The sequence below is a fragment of the Deltaproteobacteria bacterium genome (assembly GCA_019310525.1).
Taxonomy (GTDB): domain Bacteria; phylum Desulfobacterota; class DSM-4660; order Desulfatiglandales; family HGW-15; genus JAFDEE01.
Map to the genome: position 1 here is coordinate 1 of JAFDEE010000037.1, position 21,641 is coordinate 21,641.

17 protein-coding genes are annotated in these 21,641 nt (G+C 55.6%); 4 read left to right on the top strand and 13 right to left on the bottom strand.

Translation table 11 applies throughout. The features are described 5' to 3' along the window. Positions 1-1,483: 1,483 nt before the first annotated feature. Both JRF57_08705 and JRF57_08710 read left to right on the top strand, forming a co-directional pair. Positions 1,484-2,686: an amidohydrolase family protein gene (locus JRF57_08705; protein MBW2303776.1), complete on the top strand. Its 1,203-nt coding sequence runs from the start codon at positions 1,484-1,486 to the stop codon at positions 2,684-2,686. Positions 2,687-2,713: 27 nt separating this feature from the next. Then, complete coding sequence (locus tag JRF57_08710) at positions 2,714-4,273, top strand: ABC transporter substrate-binding protein (GenBank protein ID MBW2303777.1); 1,560 nt, start codon at positions 2,714-2,716, stop codon at positions 4,271-4,273. A 145-nt stretch (positions 4,274-4,418) separates the two neighbouring features. On the opposite strand, the gene JRF57_08715 is transcribed toward JRF57_08710, so the two are convergent. From JRF57_08715 to JRF57_08765, 11 genes are all read right to left on the bottom strand, one after another. Next, complete coding sequence (locus tag JRF57_08715) at positions 4,419-5,717, bottom strand: MFS transporter (GenBank protein ID MBW2303778.1); 1,299 nt, start codon at positions 5,715-5,717, stop codon at positions 4,419-4,421. Positions 5,718-5,738: 21 nt separating this feature from the next. Beyond that, complete coding sequence (locus tag JRF57_08720) at positions 5,739-6,704, bottom strand: ATP-binding cassette domain-containing protein (protein MBW2303779.1); 966 nt, start codon at positions 6,702-6,704, stop codon at positions 5,739-5,741. Continuing rightward, positions 6,694-7,707, bottom strand: coding sequence for an ABC transporter ATP-binding protein (locus tag JRF57_08725; protein ID MBW2303780.1), 1,014 nt, complete (start codon positions 7,705-7,707; stop codon positions 6,694-6,696). The genes JRF57_08720 and JRF57_08725 overlap by 11 nt, the downstream gene beginning before the upstream one ends. Further along, positions 7,704-8,651: an acetamidase/formamidase family protein gene (locus JRF57_08730; GenBank protein ID MBW2303781.1), complete on the bottom strand. Its 948-nt coding sequence runs from the start codon at positions 8,649-8,651 to the stop codon at positions 7,704-7,706. Before JRF57_08730 ends, JRF57_08725 begins: the two co-directional genes overlap by 4 nt. 21 nt (positions 8,652-8,672) lie before the next feature. Next, positions 8,673-10,301: an ABC transporter substrate-binding protein gene (locus JRF57_08735; protein ID MBW2303782.1), complete on the bottom strand. Its 1,629-nt coding sequence runs from the start codon at positions 10,299-10,301 to the stop codon at positions 8,673-8,675. 57 nt (positions 10,302-10,358) lie between these two features. Beyond that, a complete protein-coding gene (locus JRF57_08740) occupies positions 10,359-11,279 on the bottom strand; it encodes an ABC transporter permease (protein MBW2303783.1) in 921 nt (306 codons plus the stop codon). Further along, complete coding sequence (locus JRF57_08745; protein MBW2303784.1) at positions 11,279-12,130, bottom strand: ABC transporter permease; 852 nt, start codon at positions 12,128-12,130, stop codon at positions 11,279-11,281. Before JRF57_08745 ends, JRF57_08740 begins: the two co-directional genes overlap by 1 nt. A 340-nt stretch (positions 12,131-12,470) precedes the next feature. Continuing rightward, positions 12,471-13,925: a reductive dehalogenase gene (locus JRF57_08750; GenBank protein ID MBW2303785.1), complete on the bottom strand. Its 1,455-nt coding sequence runs from the start codon at positions 13,923-13,925 to the stop codon at positions 12,471-12,473. Positions 13,926-13,957: 32 nt separating this feature from the next. Then, a complete protein-coding gene (locus tag JRF57_08755) occupies positions 13,958-15,259 on the bottom strand; it encodes a TRAP transporter large permease (GenBank protein ID MBW2303786.1) in 1,302 nt (433 codons plus the stop codon). Then, positions 15,256-15,765 carry a TRAP transporter small permease gene (locus JRF57_08760; protein ID MBW2303787.1) on the bottom strand — a complete coding sequence of 170 codons (510 nt, stop codon included), beginning with the start codon at positions 15,763-15,765 and terminating at the stop codon, positions 15,256-15,258. Before JRF57_08760 ends, JRF57_08755 begins: the two co-directional genes overlap by 4 nt. A gap of 91 nt (positions 15,766-15,856) precedes the next feature. Then, on the bottom strand, positions 15,857-16,882 hold the full coding sequence (locus JRF57_08765; GenBank protein MBW2303788.1) for a TRAP transporter substrate-binding protein: 1,026 nt from the start codon (positions 16,880-16,882) through the stop codon (positions 15,857-15,859). Positions 16,883-17,293: 411 nt separating this feature from the next. Between JRF57_08765 and JRF57_08770 the strand changes: the two genes are divergently transcribed. Then, positions 17,294-18,943: a sigma 54-interacting transcriptional regulator gene (locus JRF57_08770; protein ID MBW2303789.1), complete on the top strand. Its 1,650-nt coding sequence runs from the start codon at positions 17,294-17,296 to the stop codon at positions 18,941-18,943. A gap of 11 nt (positions 18,944-18,954) precedes the next feature. On the opposite strand, the gene JRF57_08775 is transcribed toward JRF57_08770, so the two are convergent. Together JRF57_08775 and JRF57_08780 are read right to left on the bottom strand one after the other, a co-directional pair. Next, entirely contained in the window at positions 18,955-19,752 is a 798-nt protein-coding gene (locus JRF57_08775; protein ID MBW2303790.1) for a formyl transferase, read from the bottom strand. Between the two features lie 82 nt (positions 19,753-19,834). Next, on the bottom strand, positions 19,835-21,130 hold the full coding sequence (locus JRF57_08780; GenBank protein ID MBW2303791.1) for a phosphoglycerate kinase: 1,296 nt from the start codon (positions 21,128-21,130) through the stop codon (positions 19,835-19,837). 164 nt (positions 21,131-21,294) lie between these two features. Between JRF57_08780 and JRF57_08785 the strand changes: the two genes are divergently transcribed. After that, a complete protein-coding gene (locus JRF57_08785) occupies positions 21,295-21,636 on the top strand; it encodes a cupin domain-containing protein (GenBank protein ID MBW2303792.1) in 342 nt (113 codons plus the stop codon). Positions 21,637-21,641: the final 5 nt, after the last annotated feature.

Consider the following 21,641-nt stretch of genomic DNA (forward strand, 5'->3'; position numbering starts at 1 on the left):
TCCAGAGCCGGGATCAAGTAATCGTGCGGCAAACCGAAACTGATGCGCACAAAATGATCCAACCCGAAATGGTCGCCAGGTACGATGAGCACGCTCTTTTCCCGGCGCAGGCGTTCCGTAAACGCGGAAGAATTCACGTTCAAGTGATAACGGATAAAAGCGATAGCCGCGGCATCGGGCGGGGTCAGTGAAACCCAAATTGAACGATTCCTGTATTATACATCCTGGCTACTACCCTTCTCTGGGTCTCTTTTCATGTTCAATAATATCATTGAGCTAAAAGGGAGGTGGTTTTTTCATGGGGTCATAATCTGGGTTAAAACTTACAAATATTTTTTCTTGACAAGATTTCCAACAAATTTTTTTTCAACAAAATTAGTTGTGAAATTTTGGTAGCACCTAAATTGAACGATTTCCGAGTTTTCAGGACACCTGCCTGAGGCACGCGTATCCGCCAGTTGCTTGGCGGAAACGTAGAGGAAGGAACCTCTTTTATCCTTCAGCCATTGGATGCAATCAAGACACCTTAACATATCGAAATAAAAGTCAATTTCACTATGAATGCTTAATTTAAAACAATTTCTTGAATTTTTTGCTGATTCCACTCCATACCCATCAAGCTTATTACAAGATGCGGGGAACGAATGCATCCATTTTGGTTGACACCGATTGAGCCGAGTTATAGAAATCAGGATGGAGGGAGACCAGTGGGAGACCCGCCGGGTGATGGAAATCGACCCGATCATAAATCAGACAAAATCACGTCTCTCCTCACACAGCTGACACCATCAACATCAAATCAATCAACGCGGTCATGGAAACCCCAGTCAGCGAATCTGACCGGCTGTTGAAAAACGCCTCAAGCGCAGCGGCTTTTCATTTCAACAGCCTGCTTAAATGTATTATCCCGGATTATGCAATTGCCAAGTTTGCCGAAGATGCAAGGCGTAAGGTGCCCCAGACTACTTTCAGTACTTCGAGCGCCTTACAACGCAGCAGATTCGGCAAAATCGGCAATTCCGAAGGGTGACGAATTTTGATAAATTTGATGTTTCCTGACTGCACCTTTTTGGTGAATGCAATCTGATCTGGAAAGATGTCCAACAGTCCACAATCATTAAAGAAACAGCTTCCTTCAAAATTTGTCATGCATAATCTGGGATTATCTGCCCCGCTTAATCCAACCTTTTGATGAGTTACGAGCCGATTTGGAAAATCGCCTGAAATTCCGTGATTATCTCTTCACTGTAAAACGAAAGAAAGCATGGCAACCCATGACGGGACACGTTGAATCAACGAAAAGGCCGATAACCCGAAACCATGAGGGAAAAGCAGCCCCCGACTGATTCCCGCCCGTGCCTTTCCCATCAGCTGTCAAGGATGGGGTTCATTTAGGGAAAATGGTTTCAACGGGGGAAAACGCACTATTTCAATAGACTGTTAAGGACACCGGGGAAATCCGGAGCGAAACCAGGAGGAGAACATGAAATGGGCCTTTGTAAACGGCCGGATCATCGTGGGGGATGGCCGGCTTTTTGAGCGCGGAACCGTGCTGGTGGAAGGAGAAAGGATCACGAAAGTTACAGAAGGGAATACACCACCTATTCCCGGAGATGCAGAGATTGTTTCCCTGGAGGGACGGACCCTGATGCCCGGGTTCATTGATTGCCATGTCCATCTGTGCCTCGACGCAGGACCCGACCCGGTCGGATCCTGCCTGACCGATCCCCTGCCCATCATCGTGCTAAAGGCCGCGGATGCCGCCCGAAGGACCCTGATGGCCGGAGTCACCACGGTACGGGACCTCGGAGGAAAGGCAGGGATAGATATCCAGATCAAGCGGGCCATCACATCCGGACTGATCCAGGGCCCCCGCATGCTGGTGAGCGGACAGATGATCTGCATGACAGGGGGGCACGGATGGCAGGTAGGACGTGAAGCCGACGGCCCGGATGAAGTCCGGAAGGCGGCCCGGGAGCAGATCAAGAGCGGAGCAGACATTGTCAAGCTTATGGCTACCGGGGGAGTCATGACAGAAGGAGTGGAACCGGGGAGTCCTCAACTTTCGGAAGAAGAACTCCGGGCAGGCGTCCGGGAGGCCCACAAGGCGGGGAAGAAAACAGCCACCCATGCCATGGGGACTGAAGGCATTCTTAATGCTCTGCGGGCGGGAATCGACAGTATAGAACACGGCGTCTACCTCGACGAGGAGGCCCTGACCATAATGGCCGAACGAAACGTTCCCTTCATTCCCACCGTATCCGCCCTGTACAATATCGAAACCAAGGGGACCGAGGCGGGCATTCCGGACTTCGCGGTGGAAAAGACCTTGAGAGTCAAACCTCATCACCTTCAAAGCGTCAGAATGGCCAGAGAGGCCGGTGTTTCCATTGCCATGGGCACCGATGCCGGCACACCCTTCAACCGCCACGGTGAAAACTTAGGCGAACTGGAGCGGCTCGTGGAGTCAGGTTTTTCACCCATGGAAGCCATCGAGGCCGGAACCCGCGTAGCGGCGGGGGTCTTGGGGCTCGATGATATCCTGGGCACCATTGAAGAGGGCAAACTGGCCGACCTGATCGTGGTCGAGGGAAACCCCTTGGAGGATGTGAGCATTCTCCGGCAAAGGGAGGCTCTTGTCCATGTGATCAAGGGAGGAAAAGCGGCCGAGAAAAGCCCGAAGTAAAACCCATCATCAGAGAGGAGGAGGATCATGGCGAGGAACAAGGCACCCCTGAAAAGCATGGTGATAGTGGTTTCCCTGCTCATTGGGCTGGGATTCTGTCTCTCCCCGGCTTCAGCCCGGGCCGAAATCAATGAACTCCGAATCGGGATCGGGATCGATGCCGACACCCTGAATCCCCAGGAACAGACCACTTCCCTTTTCATGAACATCTGCTACCTCATCCACGACTTCCTGTTCTACCAGGCGGCGGACGGGACCTTGCAGCCCAGGTTGGCGGAGAGTTACTCAGTATCGAAGGACGGTCTCACTTACACCGTTCGTCTGCGCAAGGACGTGACATTCAGTGACGGGACCCCCTTTGATGCCAAGGCCATGAAACTGACCTTTGACCGTGCCTTGGACCCCAAGTTGAGAGTACCCCTGCGTTTCCTGATCGGCATGGTCAAGTCGGTCTCGATTGCGGACAAATATACCATCAAAATCCACCTCAAGTACCCCTATGCCCCCATGGCAGCCACCCTTTCGGCCCACGTTCTCCTTCCCATCTCTCCTGCGGCCATAAAAAAATACGGCCAGGACGTACGCCAGCATCCGGTCGGAGCCGGCCCTTACGTGCTGAAGGAATGGGTGAAAGGAGACAAAATAGTTCTGGAGCGAAACGAGCATTACTGGGGCAAGCGACCCACCGTGAAAAGACTGGTCTTCAAGGTCGTCCCCGAGACATCCACCCGGGAGGCCATGCTCAGGAGCGGCGAACTGGATATATGTTACAAGCCTTCCCCCGCCAATGTGGCGGCCCTCAAGGCCGATCCCGGCATCACGGTGGAGATGCCCTTGGACACCCGTACCATCTTCATGGGCATGAACTGCCAAAAGGGCCCGACCCGGAACAAGCTTGTACGCCAGGCTTTGAATTATGCCGTGGACAAGAAGGCCATTGTAAAGAAAATTCTCTTCGACACCGGCGTGCCCATGGACGGACCCACCTCTCCCCTCCTCTTCGGTTATCACAAAATGGCCCACCAGTACGATTACAACCCCGAAAAGGCTAAGGAACTCCTGAAGAAGGCCAACTTTGATTTCAATCAGACCCTCCACATGCGGACCCCCAACGGGCGTTACAACTTCGACAAACAGGTCTCCGAGGCCATCCAGGCCTATTTCCAGGCAATCGGCATCAAAACGGAACTCAGGACTTATGACTGGCCGACTTACGTTGCCGGCCTGCTCAAGCCCATCGAACAAAGCGAACTGGAACTCTTTCTGTTGGGGTGGGGGCCCATGATCCTGGACGCTGATATGGCCCTTTACGGGCAATTCCATTCCAGTGTCAATCCTCCCAAGGGTCTCGGCTCATCTTTTTACACTAACGCCGAATTCGATGATCTGCTCGAGAAGACCAGGAGGGAACAAGACCCGCAAAAACGGCTGGCCCTTTTCAAGAGGGCCTCTGAGATTGTTTGGGATGATTGCCCCTGGCTGTGGCTCCACGTGGAAAAATTCGTCATCGCTTACAGAAGCGACCTGACCAATCTCCTGGTCACCAACACGGAGATGTTCTTCCCGACTTACATGAAGAAAAAGTAATTCGAGGAGGTTCCGCCGGTCCGATCGCTGTTTTCGATCGGACCGGCTTCTAATGGATGAATCCGGGATGATCCGTCTGCTCTTCTACCTGGTCATTCTGGATTGGGAAGGCATGGCACGTACGTGGGGACATGTTGCCCTGAGATCATGGGGATGGGAGGCGATGTTTTTCTTCCCTGATAAGCAGGGCGCAAAGGAAGGCCATGAGGGAAAGGGCCGCCGAGATGATAAAGGCAGGATGATAACTACCCGTCCGGTCGAAGATCACACCGCCCATGAAGGCCCAGAACCCACCGCCTATGTGGTGGATAGTGGTAATGAATCCCGAGATGAGGCCCAGATTTGAAAAACCGAAAAGCCTGCCCACCAGGATCGCATTCAACGGCGCCGTAATCAGCAGGGTGAAGCCGAAGGCGCCGGAGAAAAAATAAAAACCCGCCCTGGTATGAAACCGAAGCAAGAGAAGAAAGAGGAAAGTGCGCAGGAGGAAGGTGAGAGCGATGGGAATCTTCGTTCCGATCCTGTCCGAGAGGGGGCCTGCCACAAGGATTCCCGCAAGGCTCAGGAGCCCGAGCCATCCCAGCATGTTACCGGCAATGGCCGGTGAAATTCCGTAGTCTGTCACCATAGGGATGAGATGGGTGGTGACTAAAAAATCCCCGCCGCCGCAGACGAACATTACAAACACAAAGAGCCAAAAAGAACGGGTCCTCATGGCCTGGCGAAGCCCCAGGTCCGGCAAACCCGCCTCAGCCGACCGGCTGTCGTCTCCCGCCTCCGAAGCTCCCCCTTCCACGTATCCCCAGGGTTTAAGCCCAAGGCCCTGTGGATCCCCTTTTATGACGAAAAGGGCAAGACCCAGAATCACGACCAACATCAGCAGCCCGAGGACGAAGTAGGAACACCTCCAACCATATCGAAGCACCAGCCCGGTGAAGGCTGGAACCAGGATGAACTGCCCCAGACAGCTCCCTGCCAGGCCCAGGCTGACGGCCAAGCCCCGGTGTCTGTGGAACCACTTGCTCAAAAGGGCGGCGACCAGGGGAACGGTGGTTCCTCCCATGCCGACGGCGGCCAATACCCCGTATAAGAGAAAAAACTGCCAGAATCGCTCAACCAGGGCCAGGCCCATGAATCCGGAGGTAAGGAGCACGGCTGAAAAGGCGATAACCCACCTTGGTCCGTATCGGTCATAGGCTCTTCCGGTGACAAGGAGGCTCAGGGCAAATACCGTCATGTTGGCGAAAAATGCCAGGGAGACAGCGCTCCTGTCCCATCCGAATTCAGCCATGAGGGGCTTGAAGACGACCCCAATGGTGAACCTGGCCCCACTCGTCAGAAACAAAATCACGAAACATGCAGCCAGCACATACCAGCCGAAAAATAACGGACTTCGAGTGTTCGAAGCGAGAGGGCTTACCGCCCCTTTCTTATGAAAGACCATAAGGTTTCACCGACACTGGACCTAGGAATAAAGATGGCATCGAACCATGTGGGTCCGTCCGCCCCCCCCAATCCATCGGATCTCCGGAGGGACCTCTCTGCAGTGGTCTTTCGCGAGGCGACAGCGGGTATGAAACCGGCAACCCAGGGGAGGATCTTCCGGGCTCGGAATGTCGCCGTTCAGGACGATCCTCTGGTTGCCCCGGTACGCCGGGTCAGGCCTCGGGATTGCGGAAAGCAGGGCCTCGGTATAGGGATGCTTGGGGGAAGAGAAGAGGATTTCGCAATCGGTCATTTCCACGACCTGGCCGAGATACATGACGGCGATCCGGTTGCACAGGTGCTCCACGACCGCCAGATCATGGGAGATGAATATCATGGACAAGCCCAACTGCTTCCTGAGATCTACAAGGAGATTCAATACCTGGGACTGGATGGAGACATCCAGTGCAGAGACGGGTTCGTCTGCGATAACGAGCTTGGGTTCAAGGGCAATGGCCCTCGCGATTCCGATCCTCTGGCGCTGTCCCCCGGAAAACTCGTGAGGATAGCGGGAAGCGGCCTCCGGTTCAAGCCCTACCATCTTGAGAAGCCGGGCTACCCTTTCACGCCGCTCTTTACGGTTTCCGACTTTATGGACTATCAGGGGTTCCGCAATGATGTTTCCGACCTTCTGCCGGGAATCAAGAGATGCATAGGCGTCCTGAAAGACGAGTTGCATCTCCCTTCGCATGTGCCTTAGTTCCCCGGGCCTCAACTCGCAAAGATTCTTTCCTTCGAGGAAAACGCTTCCCGATGTGGGCTCGATCAGCCGAAGGAGAAGCCTGGCCAGGGTGGACTTCCCACATCCGGATTCCCCCACCACTCCCAGGGTTTCTCCGCGCTCAAGGGTGAGATCCACATCTTCAACGGCATGGACCGTACCCTTTCCGCCCCTGGCCGGAAAGTATTTGGTCAGGTTTTGCGCTCTCAACAGTTCACTGCTCATAAGGATTCCAACAGGCCAACAGATGGCCGTCTCCGCAATCCACAAATGGAGGAGTCTCCCGGGAACAGGAATCCTGTGCCCGTTCGCAACGGTCTACGAAATAACATCCCTTGGGCCGCTGGTCCGGACTCGGGACCACTCCCGGAATGGTGGGGAGATGGGCGCTCTTGTTTCCGATCTTGGGTATGGAGGCCAGGAGTCCCTTGGTGTAGGGGTGCATCGGGCGAAGGAAAAGCTCCTCCGTGGCGGCCTTTTCCACCATCTTTCCCGCATACATGACCACCACATCATCACAAAAACCCGCCACGACACCCAGATCATGGGTGATCATCAGGATGGACATCTCCAGCTCTTTCTGGAGCTGGAGAAGGAGATCAAGGATTTGGGCCTGGATGGTGACGTCCAAAGCGGTAGTGGGCTCATCGGCGATCAACAGGCTCGGCCCGCAGGCCAAGGCCATAGCGATCATGACCCTTTGCCGAAGCCCGCCGGAGAGTTGGTGGGGATATTGATCGAGCCTGCTCTTTGCAGCGCCCACCCCCACCATCTCCAGCAATTCCACTACCCTCTCGCGGGCCTCATCCTGCCGAAGACCGCGATGGAGCCGGAGCACTTCGGCGATCTGAAAACCCACGGAGTAAACCGGGTTGAGGCTTGTCATGGGTTCCTGGAAGATCATTCCGATTCTGTTTCCCCGGATCCGCCGCATCTCCGCATCACTCAGAGAAAGAAGGTCGGTGCCATTGAAAAACACCCGCCCTCCCTCCACGTGGCTGGGCGGGGAAGGGAGAAGGCGCATGATGGACATGGCCGTCACGCTCTTTCCGCACCCGCTCTCCCCAACCAATCCCACTGTCCGTCCCCGTTCAACCGTGAAGGACACATTTTCCACCACCCGGACCCTTCCGGTCTCTGTGGTAAAACTGACCGTGAGATCTTCCACCCGGAGGATCTGTTCCGCTTCCGGCACCGCTCTGGACTCCTTGAAAGAGAAGGCCCTCAAACGAAAACCGCCTTGGGAAAGTAGAAGGAAACGATCCAGTTCGGCGCATCCACGATCTCGCTGATGCGTAAGTCGCCGCAGACGCTGGAGAGCATGTAGGCCTCCTCAGGGGAGAGGTCATGTTCCCGGCTGAGCAAATCCACCATGCCGCTCACGGCCTCCCTGGCCGCTTCCATCAGATCCGGACCGATCCCCGTTGTTACCTCGTAGCCCTTTTCGTCAATGTGACGAGTCACCGGACCGGGAGTTGAAAAGCGGGGGTAAGGCAGGGACATCCCCTTTTCCACCTCCAATCGAACCGTGACCTTCATTGGGCTTTCGATGGCCGTGCCGCAGACCTCACCGTCTCCCTGGGCCGCGTGGGCGTCTCCCATGGAGAAAAGGGCCCCGGGCACCTCTACAGGAAGGTAGAGCACCGTACCTTCTCCAATGTCCCGGGTGTCCATGTTTCCGCCCACCCTTCGGGGATTCACGACACTGTGCTCACCCCTCTCACCGGGTGCCACCCCGATGGTTCCGGGAAAGGGTTTAAGGGGAACCCTGATCCCGGGCCGGAATTCCGCGGGCGCCAGGGTTTTAGGGTCATATTCCCAGATATGAAGGGCCGGGTTCTTGAAACGGTCGGCAAGCAACCCGAAGCCCGGGATAACCGCCGTCCATCCCCAACCCGAAGGGTCGAAGGAGAGGATGGTCACCTTGAGGGCATCACCCGGTTGGGCCCCATCCACGAAGACGGGACCGGTTACAGGGTTGACCCTGGAAAAGTCCAGGGCGGCGACCTCCTCAAGGGTGGAACGGGCAGAGAGCTGCCCTCCCGAGGCGTCCACCGTCTCGATTTCCACCACGCTCCCGGGGGAAACCGTCAGGGCGGGGGAAAGGGAAGGGTTCCACCCAAAGTGGCTGCTCTCCTTATGAACCGTGTAATCCGGTTGAATGGAAGTCATAACCTTTCCTTTCTCTTTACACTACTGGACATCCTTGGCGTAAACGTACTCGTAGTTAACCGGAATGTGGACGGGATCCACGAAGATGGCGTCGGGTCCTCCCAGGCGCCTGGCCCGCATGGTAAACCGCTGCTCATTGAAGATGGGGACCCAGGGTGCGTCATCCATGATCTCGATGAAGATGGACCTCCACAGTTCCTCCCTCTCTGCGGCCCTGGAGGGATCGCTCATGGCATCGGCCTTGGCAGCCTTGGCGTCCAGTTCCTTGTTGCAGTACCAGGACCAGTTCCAGCCGCCCTTCACAGCCCCGCCGCAACCCAGGATGGGTCCGTAGAAATTGGAGGGGTCCGGGAAATCGGCGATCCAGGCCATGCCCCCGGACCAAATCATGGGAGCCTGGTCGGGCTCACCGCCCGCGGCGATGACCGTGGACTGGGCCAGGGTCTTGATTTCGGCCTTGATTCCGATCTCCGCCAAGTCTCTCTGAATGGCTTGGGCGATTCGGGGATTGGGATCCGTGTTGTTGGCGTAAAGTTCGGTCGTGAAACCGTTGGGATATCCGGCCTCGGCCAGGAGTTCCTTGGCTTTCTTGGGATCATAGGGATATCCCTTGTAGTTCTTGTCATAACCGGGCATGGCCGGGGGAAGGGGCTGGTTGGCGGGCACGGCCCGGTTGTTGATGATCTGGCAGATGCGCTTCTTGTTGATGGCCATGTTGACGGCCCTGCGGACCTTGACGTTGTCAAAAGGTTTCATGCGGACGTTCATGGCGATATAACCGGTGTGGAGCTGCCCACCCTCGACAATCATGCCCTTGTTTTTTGGATCCTTCATGACCTGGAGAAATCGGGCCGGGGGAATTCCGTCGCCGAGGATATCCACTTCCCCGCGCTGAAGTCTGAGGAGCGCCACGGTGGGTTCCTGTCCAACTTCAAAGACGATCTCGTCCAATCTCGGCAGGCCCGGTTTGTAATAATAGGGGTTACGGACAAAGACGACCCTTTGCCCGAGCTTCCATTCTTTCATTTTGAATGCGCCGGTGCCGACGGGGTTTTTGCCGAAGTCCATACCGTACTTCTCCACCTCTTCCTTGGGCACGGCAAAGGCGAAGTTGATGGCCATCACGTGGAGAAAGGTCGCATCGGGTTGGATCAGTTCGAATTGAACCGTGTAGGGATCCAGTACCGTGATCCCCGAGAGGTGTTCCGTTTTCCCGGCCACCATGTCATCATAACCCTTGATGCTCCAGAAAAAACCCTGCCCCGGGCTCTGGGTCTTGGGATTCACGGCCCGCTCAATGGAATACTTGATATCCTCTGCGGTCAATTTCCGACCGTTATGGAATTTTACGTCCTTTCTGAGGTGGAAGGTATAGACCTTGCCATCCGGGGAGATCGTGAAATCCTTTGCAAGGTCCGGCTCAAGGATATAGGTGCCGGGCTTGTAATCCATAAGACCGTTGAAGAGGCTCTTGATCATGGACCAGTTTTGCCAATCATAGCCGATGGCCGGGTCCAGGGTGCTGATGTCGTCCTTGTAGGTGACCACCATCTTGCCACCCTGTTTGATCTCCGCGGCGACGCCTTGGCCTAAGACTGCCAGCAAAACCGAGGCGGCCAGCAATGGTATCCAAATCCATCTCCTTTTCATTTCTTCCCTCCTCTGTTGTTTTAGGTTTTCACCAATAGGGCATCCTCCATCCGGTCGTTATCGAAGATATACACGGGGATCGATGAAAGGGATCACCAGGTCCGCGAGAAGATTCCCGAGGACGATCCCTATCGCCGCCACCAGCGTAACCCCCATGATGACCGGGATATCCACCATCTGAATCGCCTGCCACGCCAGTTGCCCGATGCCGGGCCACCCGTAGACCGATTCCACCACCACGGCCCCTGCCATGAAGATCCCGATATCCAGGCCTACCATGGCGATAACAGGCAGGACGGCGTTCCGGAGAGCATGGACGATCACGACCTTTCGCTCCCCCAGTCCCTTGGCCCGTGCCGTGCGGATGTAGTCCTGCCTCAGGACGTCCACCATGCTGGATCTCATCATCCGGCTGTACCAGCCCCCGCCGGAGATCCCCAGGGTCAGGGCCGGCAGGACGAGGTGGTTGAGGGAACCATAGCCTCCCATCGGGAATATCGGGAAAATATGGGAAAAGAGGTAGAGAAGAAGAAGTCCGAGGACGAACTGAGGGATCGATACACCCGCGAAGGATAGGGCCATGATCCACTGGTCCGCGGGTCTGCCTCTTCGGGTTGCTGAAAAGATCCCCGCCGGGAGGCCGATGAGAAGTTCGAAAAAGATGGTTCCGCCCATTAGCAGGAGCGTCGCGGGTAGACGGCTCAGGATCAATTCACTTACCTGGGTCTTCTGCTTGTAGGAGCGGCCCAGATCCCCCTGGGCCAGGCGGCTGAGGTATTTGATGTACTGGACGGGCAAGGGCTTGTCGAGACCCAGCTCCTTGCGGATCGATTCGACCGTGGCCTGGGTGGCGCTCCGGCCGGCGATCATGCGTACGGGATCGGCGGGCATGAGAAATGAGAGACAGAAGGTGATAAGGGTCACCCCGAGAAGGATGAAAACGGATTGGGCCAGTCTCTTACCAAGAAAAACCAGCATTATTCACGCCCCCTTTGCGTCGGGTCCAGGATGTCCCTCAGGGCGTCCCCCACGAGGTTAAAAGAGAGGGAAAGGAGCATGATGGCTGCCCCCGGGAAAAATACGAGCCATGGAGCATCCAGGAAATAGGACTGGCTCTCATAAATTATTCCTCCCCAGGAGGGCGTGGGCGGCCTGACACCTACCCCCAGGAAGGACAAGGTCGCTTCCAGAAGAACCGTGGTGGCGATTCCCAGGGTGCCCCAGACGAGCAAGGTCGGCCAGAGATGTGGAACAATATGGACGAAGAGGATTCTGGGCCAGGCCGCACCAATGGAGCGGACGGCCTCGATGTATTCCTGGGCCGAAAGGGCCACGGTCTGGCTGTAAATCACCCGGGCGATCTGGACCCAGTTCACCAGGGCGATCACCAGGGCGACGATCCATAGGCTTGGTTTGAAGATTGCGGCCAGGGCAATGGCCAGGAGCAGGGCGGGAAAGGCCATCATGAGATCCGTGAAACGCATGATGACCGTGCCCAGCCATCCCCGGACATAACCGGCTACTATGCCCAGAAAGGCCCCTATGAAAACCGCGGCCCCATTCGCTGCAATCCCGATGAGCAAGGATGTCCGAGCCCCGTAAAGCAACCTCGAAAACAGCCCTCTCCCCAAAAGATCGGTACCGAGCCAGAATTCCGAATTGGGAGGAAGGGGCGCCCCTTCGGGAGTCAGCCCTTCGAAATATTGCTCGTCCGGAGGATGCGGCGCAAGGGAAGGGGCAAAGATCGCCGCAAAGGAAAAAACCAGGATGGTGAAAAGACCGAAAAGGGCGAGCTTATTTCCGAAAAATCGCTTAAGGGCGTAATTCATAGTCTAATTATCAGACAATATATAATAAAATCAATATTTCATTTCCCTGTTTGTTGAATGGGACATTACCTGCAACGGGGCGTCTTTTTAAGAAGTTCCTCCCTTTGAAAAATTCAAAAAGAGTTCCTTTTCAAGATCGCCACCGAGCCTAGATTTTTTGGAAAAAGGTAGGGGCGGTAATAATCCAGGCCGAAAACGAACCCTAGCGTAAATGTCTCCCGCTTTAACAGGCCGTTAATACAAAGAGAGTTTAATAAGGCAAGTTTCCGTGTATCCAGTCTGTATCCCAAGGGGAATATAGGGAAATCCATAATCACTGTCAAGGAGAAAGGAGGGGGTTTCAGCCCCGCAGGCCGTTCTTCACCAAGCCGTAAGCCTCTTTCCTGGCCTCCTTACCTTTCGGATATTCGAGCCACTTGGGTACCGGTTTGGGCCTCCACACCTTACCGTAGAGGAAATTATCGATGGCTGGAAACACCTTTCGAGCCACAGGGGACCTGGCGACAAACCAGCGGACCATTTTGTGGAGAAACGTGTTGGGGCGGCTGAACGGGCAGATGGCCATGCAGATGGAGCAGTCCGTTCCCACCTTGGACCAATACTCAAAACAGGTGTCTTCGTTGAGCTTCCACTTCAACGCCCCCCTGTGGACCGTCTTCTCTTCCATGGGAATGGAACTGGAGGGACATGACTCCGCACATTTCTTGCATCGCTTACAAAACTCATCGGCGCCGATGGAAATGGGCTTGTCCGGCACCAGGGGCATGTCAGTAAGGGTGGCGAAAATGCGGACCCTGGCCCCGAATTTGGGAGCCATCAGATACCCGAGGCGGCCCACTTCCCCCAGACCTGCATCCACCGCCAACGGGGGAAGGGCGATGTCATATCGGCGGGTGTTCTGTGCGATTCCCCTGTAGCCCATATGGGCGAACCACCTGGCTAAAAGGGTGCTAAGATACGCCCCCCTGGAATACCCCCGGGCGCTCTCGGCCACGGTAGGGGTATGGGGTGCGCCGTATACATGGTCGGAATCCATCTCCGTAAGCATCACCACCGCAAAAGGGGGAAGGGCCGCCGGGTCGATCTCCTTCCCCCAATCCTCCCACCGGTCGTAAAAGATCTCCCCCCGATGGGAGTAAACCCAGTTTGGATTGACCTTGCAAATCCCCACCATGTCGGCCCCGATATGGAGGGCATACTCTTTAACGATCTGAGTTGCTCTCTCCGGCGATATCTTGGCGGGCGGTACGCCGGGTTCCGGTTCAGCTACGGCATAGGGTCCCAGGAAATGGGGCATATCAAAGGCCGCCTCCATCATGGATACGTTGGGCCGGTATCCTCCGTCGATGCCGCCGGGTTCTCCCAGGAGACCCTTTTCCCTGCGCTTGGCGTCCGCCTCTTCTTTTTCGGGATGCATGGCATAGTACTTCCTGTAATACTCGGTCCCGGGAGGCACGCTTCTTACCCGCGCAAATGGGATGTCCCGCTCGTCGGGACGTACGGGCTCGGATACGAGGTGACCATCTGCACCCTTAAGGGCCTTGGGATCGGGCCTCCCCGGAATAAGAAGGATCCCTCCGAATACCGCCCCCATCCCAAACCCCAGGGCGATAATGATCCGAAGCCCCGGGACCCAAATAATGAGACCGGCCAGAACCAGGGAAACAAGGGCCAGGCCGGCCCCTACCTTGGGGGCGCGGGGCTCCCTTTCCCGTATGGATTCGTAAGTGAAATACAGGGCCGAGACGAAAAAGACGAAATCGGCCACCAGAAGCCCTGCCGTGAGGGTATTCATAGGCAAATCTCCATTCTTTCTTTATTCACAGGCTACATCATCCGATTAGGCAGAAAGAGCACGATCTGGGGAAATGCAGTCAAAAGGATGATGCAGATGATCATGGCAATCCAGAAAGGCACGATTCCCCGGAAGATGGTATACATGGGGATATCCTTGGCAACGCCGCTCAAAACGAACACGTTTACGCCCACCGGCGGGGTGATCAGGCTCATCTCCATGGTCAGTGTGATGATAACCCCGAACCAGATGGGATCAAAACCCAGTCTCACCACGATGGGATAGACGATGGGGACCGCCAGGACCATGATGGAAAGGCCCTCCATAAAACATCCCAGCACCATGAAACCGCAAATAATGGCTGAGATAACCACGTAGCGCCCCACCCCTATGTTTACGATCCAGCCCGCCAGTTGGTCGGGGATCTGGCTGAGGGTGACAAAATACTGGAATATCATTGCCCCGATCAGGATCCCAAAAATGAAGGCCGTGGAATGGGCCGTGTCCTTCAATGCATCCAGGAAATTGCGCCAGGTGAGTCTTCGCTTGAGGATGGTTACCACAAAGGCCCCGAAGGCGCCTGCGCCGGCCGCCTCCGTCGGGGTGAACCATCCCGTATAGAGCCCTCCGATTACCAGGACAAACAGGGCCAAGAGGCTCCAGGTGGACCGGAGGGAAGCGACTTTTTCCTTCATTTTAAACTTCGGACCCGCTGCGCCGATCGCGGGGTTGATTTTCGTGGCCACCCAGATAGTGCCCATGAAAATCAGGGCCAGGCAGATGCCCGGGATCATGCCTGCTATGAAAAGCCTGGCGATACTCTGCTCTGTGAGGATGCCGTAAAGGATAAGGACCGAACTCGGCGGGATCAGGATGCCGAGGGTCCCCCCGGCCGCAATGCATCCTGTGGCCAGGGTATCGGCGTAGTTGAGCTTTTTCATCTCGGGCAGGGCGATGGCCCCGAACATGGCGGCAGTCGCCAGGGAGGATCCGGAAATAGCGGCAAAACAGGCGCAGGCCCCTACCGTGGCCATGGCAAGACCGCCCGGGAGGAAACCGATCCACCGGTAAAGCATATTATAGATCTCTGTACCCATTCCCGATTGGTGGGCGAACTGTCCCATGAGCAAGAAAAGAGGGATAACGCTCAGGGTATAATCGGCCGTGGTCTTGATGGGATCTATCCCCAGCACCCCGATTGCCGATTCGAAAGAATTGAGGGCAATGAAACCCAAGAAACCCACCAGGGCCATGGCGAAACCGATCTGCATGCGCATGGCCAGGAACAGGAAAAGGAGTAAGATACCCAGGATACCGATCGTAATGGGACTCATGATTCGACTACCTCATGTAAGGCCGCCAACGCCTTGGCCAGGAGGACCAGGGCGAGCAGCCCGCAACCGACCACCGCCACATATACAAAAGGATACACCGGAAGTGCGAGGTCGAGGGTCACCTCACCCCACTCCCGCATGTTGTCCGCATGGCGGTATATGGCCCAGGTCATCAGGGAAAAAAGAACAAAACAGATGAATTGCGTCACAATATCAAAAATGGACTGGACCCGCGGGCTGAACTGCTTGAGAATCAGATCCACCTTGATATGCCCGTCGTGGACCTGGCATTCCGCAAGGGAGCAGAAGACCACCATGATCATCATCATCTCGGTAAGTTCCACCGAGCCGAGAACGGACCAGGATGTGAACTTACGTAGGAAGACGTCCGTTACCGTGATCATCATCATGATAAAGAGAAGCAGCCAGGTGATACGGTCCAGGTACTTGGCGAGAGGAAACAGGATTTTCTCCAGGATCCCTTTTTTATCACTAGATGTTTTCATCTTGAATAACCCCTTGTTTAAAGACCGGGCCGGCATCGCCCGGCAGGGGCGAGCCGACCCGGAGACGGACCTCTGGGGTGAAAGGAGGGTCTTACTGGTTCGCCTTGGCGGCGGCCAGGGTGGCCTCCAGGATCTCCTTCGCGGGGATTCCCTTCTTGGATTTTTCCCTGACCCAGTTGTCCCAAATACCCTTGAGGGCCTCTCTCATCTTGGCCTTCTCGGCCTCCGGGAGCTTGTGGAACTGGATCCCCTTGGCCTTGCCCGCCTCGATGTTCTCGGCGTCTTCTTCGTCAAAGGCAGCGGCCGCCTTGATACCGAAATCCCTGTTGGCTACCTGATCAATGGCCTTCTTGGCGAAGTCCGGAAGGCTGTTCCACTTCCGCTTATTCATCAAGATGCACATCAGGGCGCCGTTATAGTTGATCTCAGTGATATGTTTGATAACATCGATGAGTTTGTGGCTCAAAAGGGCAGCATAAGGGGTGACTGCACCGTCGACCACACCCTTCTGCAAGGATATTGAGAGCTCTGAGATGGGCATGCCGATGGGATTGGCCCCCAGCAACTTGAGGCCTGCGGTCTCGGTAGCGCTGGCGGAGCGGATCTTCATGCCCTTGAAATCGTCCATCTTGGTGACCGCCTTCCTCACGGTGTGCAACTGGCTCAAGGGTGCTGAGAGGAACCACAACACCTTGAACTGTTTGTAATCCTCTGCAAGGTAAGAATCATAGATGTCGTAAACCGTCTTGGTCACATGGACGGCGTTGTTGAAAATAAAGGGCAATTCAAGGACGCTGCTTCTCTTGAAACGGCCTGGGATGTACTCGGGCAGGACGAAACCGATGTCCGTGATTCCCGTTGTAATGGCATCGACCATGGTCTTGGGGTTGGCCAGGGTCGCCCCGGGGTAGATCTTGATCACCACCTTGCCGTTCGTAAGCCGCTTCACTTCATCGGCAAAGGGCTTAAAGGCCTTCCGGTGCTGAACGTGCATGGTGGGAACAAAGTGGGCCAGTTTCAGTTCTATGGTCTTGGCCGCCGCCGGAGTCGCCATGATCCCCGAAAACAGGACACACGCAAAGACCAAAGCCATTCCCACTAAAATAACCTTCTTCATACGATACCTCCTTCTTCCAGGGGCCCGGCCCCCGATATGAGAGTTAAAGATGAAAAACGGACTCCATCGTCCGCATCACCCACATCCCAGGGGAAACATACAAACCGTTTAATCGTCAATGTTCCTGATTATGTATCTCATTTTTGCCTTCCCATGGCGGCGAGAGGAGGACGGTTATCCATATAGATAACTTAAGGAATTTTCCGATCAGATTCAAAGGCAATAAACGTACCCCTTTCCCCCCAATTTTAAATTGAAATAAATGAGCAATTCACGTGCCAAATACACGACAAAAAAAACCCTATGATTTCAAAATGTTTTACAAAAACCGGTTTCCCTGAAAACCCCAAAATATTGGTGACAATAAAATATTGTTGCCCGACAACAAAAAATTGACTATCATTTCTTTCCATGAAACTGAAGCCCAACTATGCACCTGAATTCGAATCCATGAGGGACCTCCTCCTGGACATGTCCCAGGAGAGGGATGTAAACGTGCTCCTCAACATGATCGTAACCCGGCTGGCCGCTCGGCCCCATGTCTTAATGGCGCGGATCTGGCTGGTGGAGGATGGAGACCGCTGTGATTCCTGTGCCATGAGGAGCCAATGCGAAGACCGCGGGAAATGCCTCCATCTGGCGGCCAGTGCCGGAGAGCCCGAAGCCGAGGAGTTGCTCGACTGGAAGCGGCTCCCTTTGGGGGCGGGTATATTGGGGCACATTGCAAACATGAGGGGCTGTTGGAGGAAAGACGATATAACGGTTGATTGCAGCCGTGTTGAGCAACAGGAATGGGCTCAGCGCCTCGGGATCAAGTACATAGTGGGGAAACCTCTCCTTCACAAAGGGGAAATTCTCGGAATATTAGGGCTCTTCCTCCTTATTCCCCCGGTTCGGGAAGGCCCCATCTGGTTGCGGATGATCGCCAACCACGCGGCCATCGCCGTGGCCAATGCGCGGGCCTTCGAGGAGATAGAACGTCTTAAGAGGGGGCTCGAACTGGAAAACGCCTACCTCAGGAAAGAACTCAACAAGATCCAGGCCTTCGGAGATATCATAGGAAAGAGCCCTGCCCTTCTTAACGTCCTTGAACAAATCGAACTGGTCGCCCCCACAGATGCCAGCGTGTTGATTCTAGGCGAATCAGGGACGGGCAAGGAACTGGTCGCTCGGGAGATTCACCGGAGAAGCCTCCGCCGGGAACGGCCGATGATCAAGGTGAACTGCGCCACCATTCCAAGGGGCCTTTATGAAAGTGAGTTTTTCGGGCATGTGAAAGGGGCCTTTACCGGCGCCCTGAAAGACCGGGCCGGCCGGTTCCAGGCCGCCGACGGCGGCACCCTGTTTCTGGACGAGGTGGGAGAGATCCCTTGGGACCTCCAAAGCAAGCTCCTTCGCGTTCTGCAGGAGGGCCGCTATGAGCGGATCGGGGAAGAGGTGACCCGGGAGGTGGACGTCCGTATCATATCGGCCACCAATAGGGATCTAAAAAAAGAGATCAGGGAGGGCCGTTTCCGCCAAGACCTTTTCTACCGTCTAAACGTTTTCCCCATCGAGGTGGTACCCCTCCGCAACCGAAAGGAAGACATCCCCCTCCTCGCTGCCCATTTCCTGAAACGGGTATGCGAAAAAATGAACCGTCCCCTGCCGATCCTTTCCAAGGAAAATCTCGACCAATTGCAACACTACTGGTGGCCGGGGAATGTCCGCGAACTCCAGAACGTCATAGAAAGGGCCGTAATCACCTCCAGATCCGGCACCCTCAGCTTCGACCTTCCAAGGGAATCCCGGAGGCCCGTTCCCCTCCGCCGGGACCATGGAGCCGGAGAAAAGGAACCAATGGAGGTCATTTCCGAGGAGGCAATCCAGAAACTGATCCGGGAAAACACCCTTTGCGCCCTGAAAAAAACCGGGTGGAAGGTTTACGGACCGGACGGGGCGGCCGCTCTGCTGGGTGTGAAGCCCACAACCCTTTCGGCACGGATCAAAAAAATGGGCCTGCAAAGGCCCACATCCCACTCCTACGAGACACCTTTTCCTCCCAGGCGCCGGTATGCCTAAAAGAGAAACCTTTATTCCCGGAACCCGTCAGGAACGGGTTCCCCGTCCACATAAACCCTCCCTTCGTCGTCCAGGGCAAAACGGCCCCGGGCGACCATCTCCAGGGTTCTTGGGAAAATCCTCCAGTCACCTTTTTCCTTTAGGAGGCGCTGATGCTCCCCGGCCACTTCGAGCAATCGTTTCCTGTCCTTTTCAAGCACTTCGAGGGGAGCGGGAAGCTCCACCTTCAGGGGATTGGAAACCATCAAGAGGGGCCCCGTGTCCACACCCTCATCGGTCCAGATGGTGGAGGATCGAAGATGGGTCTCCCCGGCCAGGATAGCATCCAGGACAGCATGTTCCCCGACGTATTTCCTTTTCCCCTGGGGAGTCAAAATGGAGAGATCAGCAGGGTGCACGTTGATACACCGCCCTAAGGTAATGTAACTCATGTAACCCCCGAGGGCCACGACATCGATCTCAAAGCAATGGATGAGTTTCCGGGCGACCTCGTCGTAGGCCTTCCGGGCCGCCAGACCTTCCGGTGTCGAGACGGTTCTCTTGAGGCCCCGCCGGGAATGAAATGCCCTGATATCGTAACTGAAATAGGGAATACCTTGCGCCCGGGCGATTTCCTCCCCCCTGGAGGTTCCGTCCGAACGGTCGCTGAAGATGAAGACCACCTCATAAGGAGGGCGGCCTTCCTCATCCTCCAAACGCTTCTGGGCCTCAAGGAGTTTGACGATATTGGTGCCCGAGCCTGACATGAAGGCCGCAACCCTCATCGGGCGGCCTGCCTTCTCAGGATCAAAGATGGGCTTGGGGGTCATGGTATCCTCGCCTCCCTTCCCGAGGCCTGCTGGGCCGGGAAAGAGTTATTATTGACAGAGCCCTTGGAACACGAAGCATTTCTTACCGATCCATCAGGACTTCTACGGGTTTGATTCCATAAGGACTTCCTTCCTCAATGGCCGCCAGGACACTCCCGCCCCCCGTGAAATAATAGGTCAGGGGATCGTCGAGGCCGGAGAGGTAGACACCTGGGCAAAGGTTCTTGAGTTCCTGGAGCGTGTCTCCCCCGGCGAACAATTTGCGGGCCGAGGAATTGGAGGCGATGAGACGGTACAGGGCCTCTGATCCCTCGTAAAAGTCCGGCATGTACCCCATGACGGCGTTTACGAAAAGGGTTCCGGCCGAGCCGATGGCCTCTCTCACCCTTTCCTCCTCGAGGGAGCGGGGGTGGATGTCCAGTATGTAACCGTAAGAGCCTCCTTCTTCAAGATCCTTGATTTCAAGGGTCCTGAAGCGGCCCTCCCTTTTGCCTTCCATGGTCTCGGACTCCACAAGGAAGGGCATTTCGAGGATCTTGTTTTCCTTGCGATCCCTTTCAACGAGGACGGATGCCTGGGCCTTTTCCTCCTCGGAAACACCCCGGATATTCACCCCGTACTTGGCCGCCAGAAAGGCATTGTAAAGAAGCCCTCCGAGGATGAGGTGGTCGGCCCTTTCATAAAGGGCCTGCAAAGGGCCGATCTTGGTATCATACTTGGACCCTCCAATGATCCCTACAAAGGGCCTCTGGGGATTGAGCACCCGATCCAGGCCGGACAGCTCCCTCTGGAGCAACAGGCCCGCATAGGAGGGGAGCCGGGTTGCAATATCATAGGTGGAGGCATGGGGCTGCCAGGAACCAAAGGCGTCGTTCACGAAAAGGTCGGCAAGGCCCGCCAGCTCCCCGGCGAACTGTTCCCTTTCAGGGCCCGAGGACTGTTCACCCTGGAACCACCTGGTGTTGGGAAGGTAGATCATTCCTATTTTCCCGGACAGCAATTCCTCCACCGCGGACCGGATGGAAGAATCCAGGTGGAGGATACCCCTTTCAGGGTCCTTCGGAAATTCCGGGACGTGGATACGGATCGGCAACTTGTTCCTGAGGTACTCAACGATGGGAAGGATCGATTCACCTTCCCTGCATTGAATCCGCCCCGTCTTCTTGTCCCGCGGCCGGCCCACATGGGTCATCAATATAGGCCGCCCACCCTTTTCGGCGATTCCGTAAAGGGTGGGAAAAGTGGCTTCGATCCGGTAGGGATCCTTGATCCGGCCGTTTTTTACCACGTTGTGATCCACCCGGACCAAAACGATCCGGTCCTTTAATTCCGCCTGCTGCATGACCCTGAGGTTTGGATTCTGTCCTATTGATTCCATTTGACAAGTCCCCCGGTTTCTTCCATATTGAAATTTTCAGACCCCGAAATGGGACACCTACCTCTAGTCAGTATTATTACAGCTATAGTCCAATTGTCCGGCCGAATCAACGCCAAAGGCATGACCACCCCACGAGGAAACCACCAGAAGAGGAGTAAAAAATCATGATCGTCAGGAACCTGCGTGATCCGGAGGTACTGGAAACGACTTACATCGCCCATGGGGGCGCCGTCGCGCAAATGATCCTGGACCGGCGGACCCTGAAGGAGATAGGATTCCTGGCCGTCGCCCAACTGGCCCCGGGAAGGACCATAGAAACGCACCAAGACCCCATGGAGGAGATCTATTTCATCATGCAGGGGGAAGGAGAGATGACGGTGGACGAAGAAACCCGTCATGTGAAACCAGGCGATGCCATCTGGATCCCTACTGGATCCTCCCACGGCCTGACCAACTCGGGAAAGGAAAATCTTGTCATCCTGGTGACGGCCTCCCCGGCCTGGTAAACGTG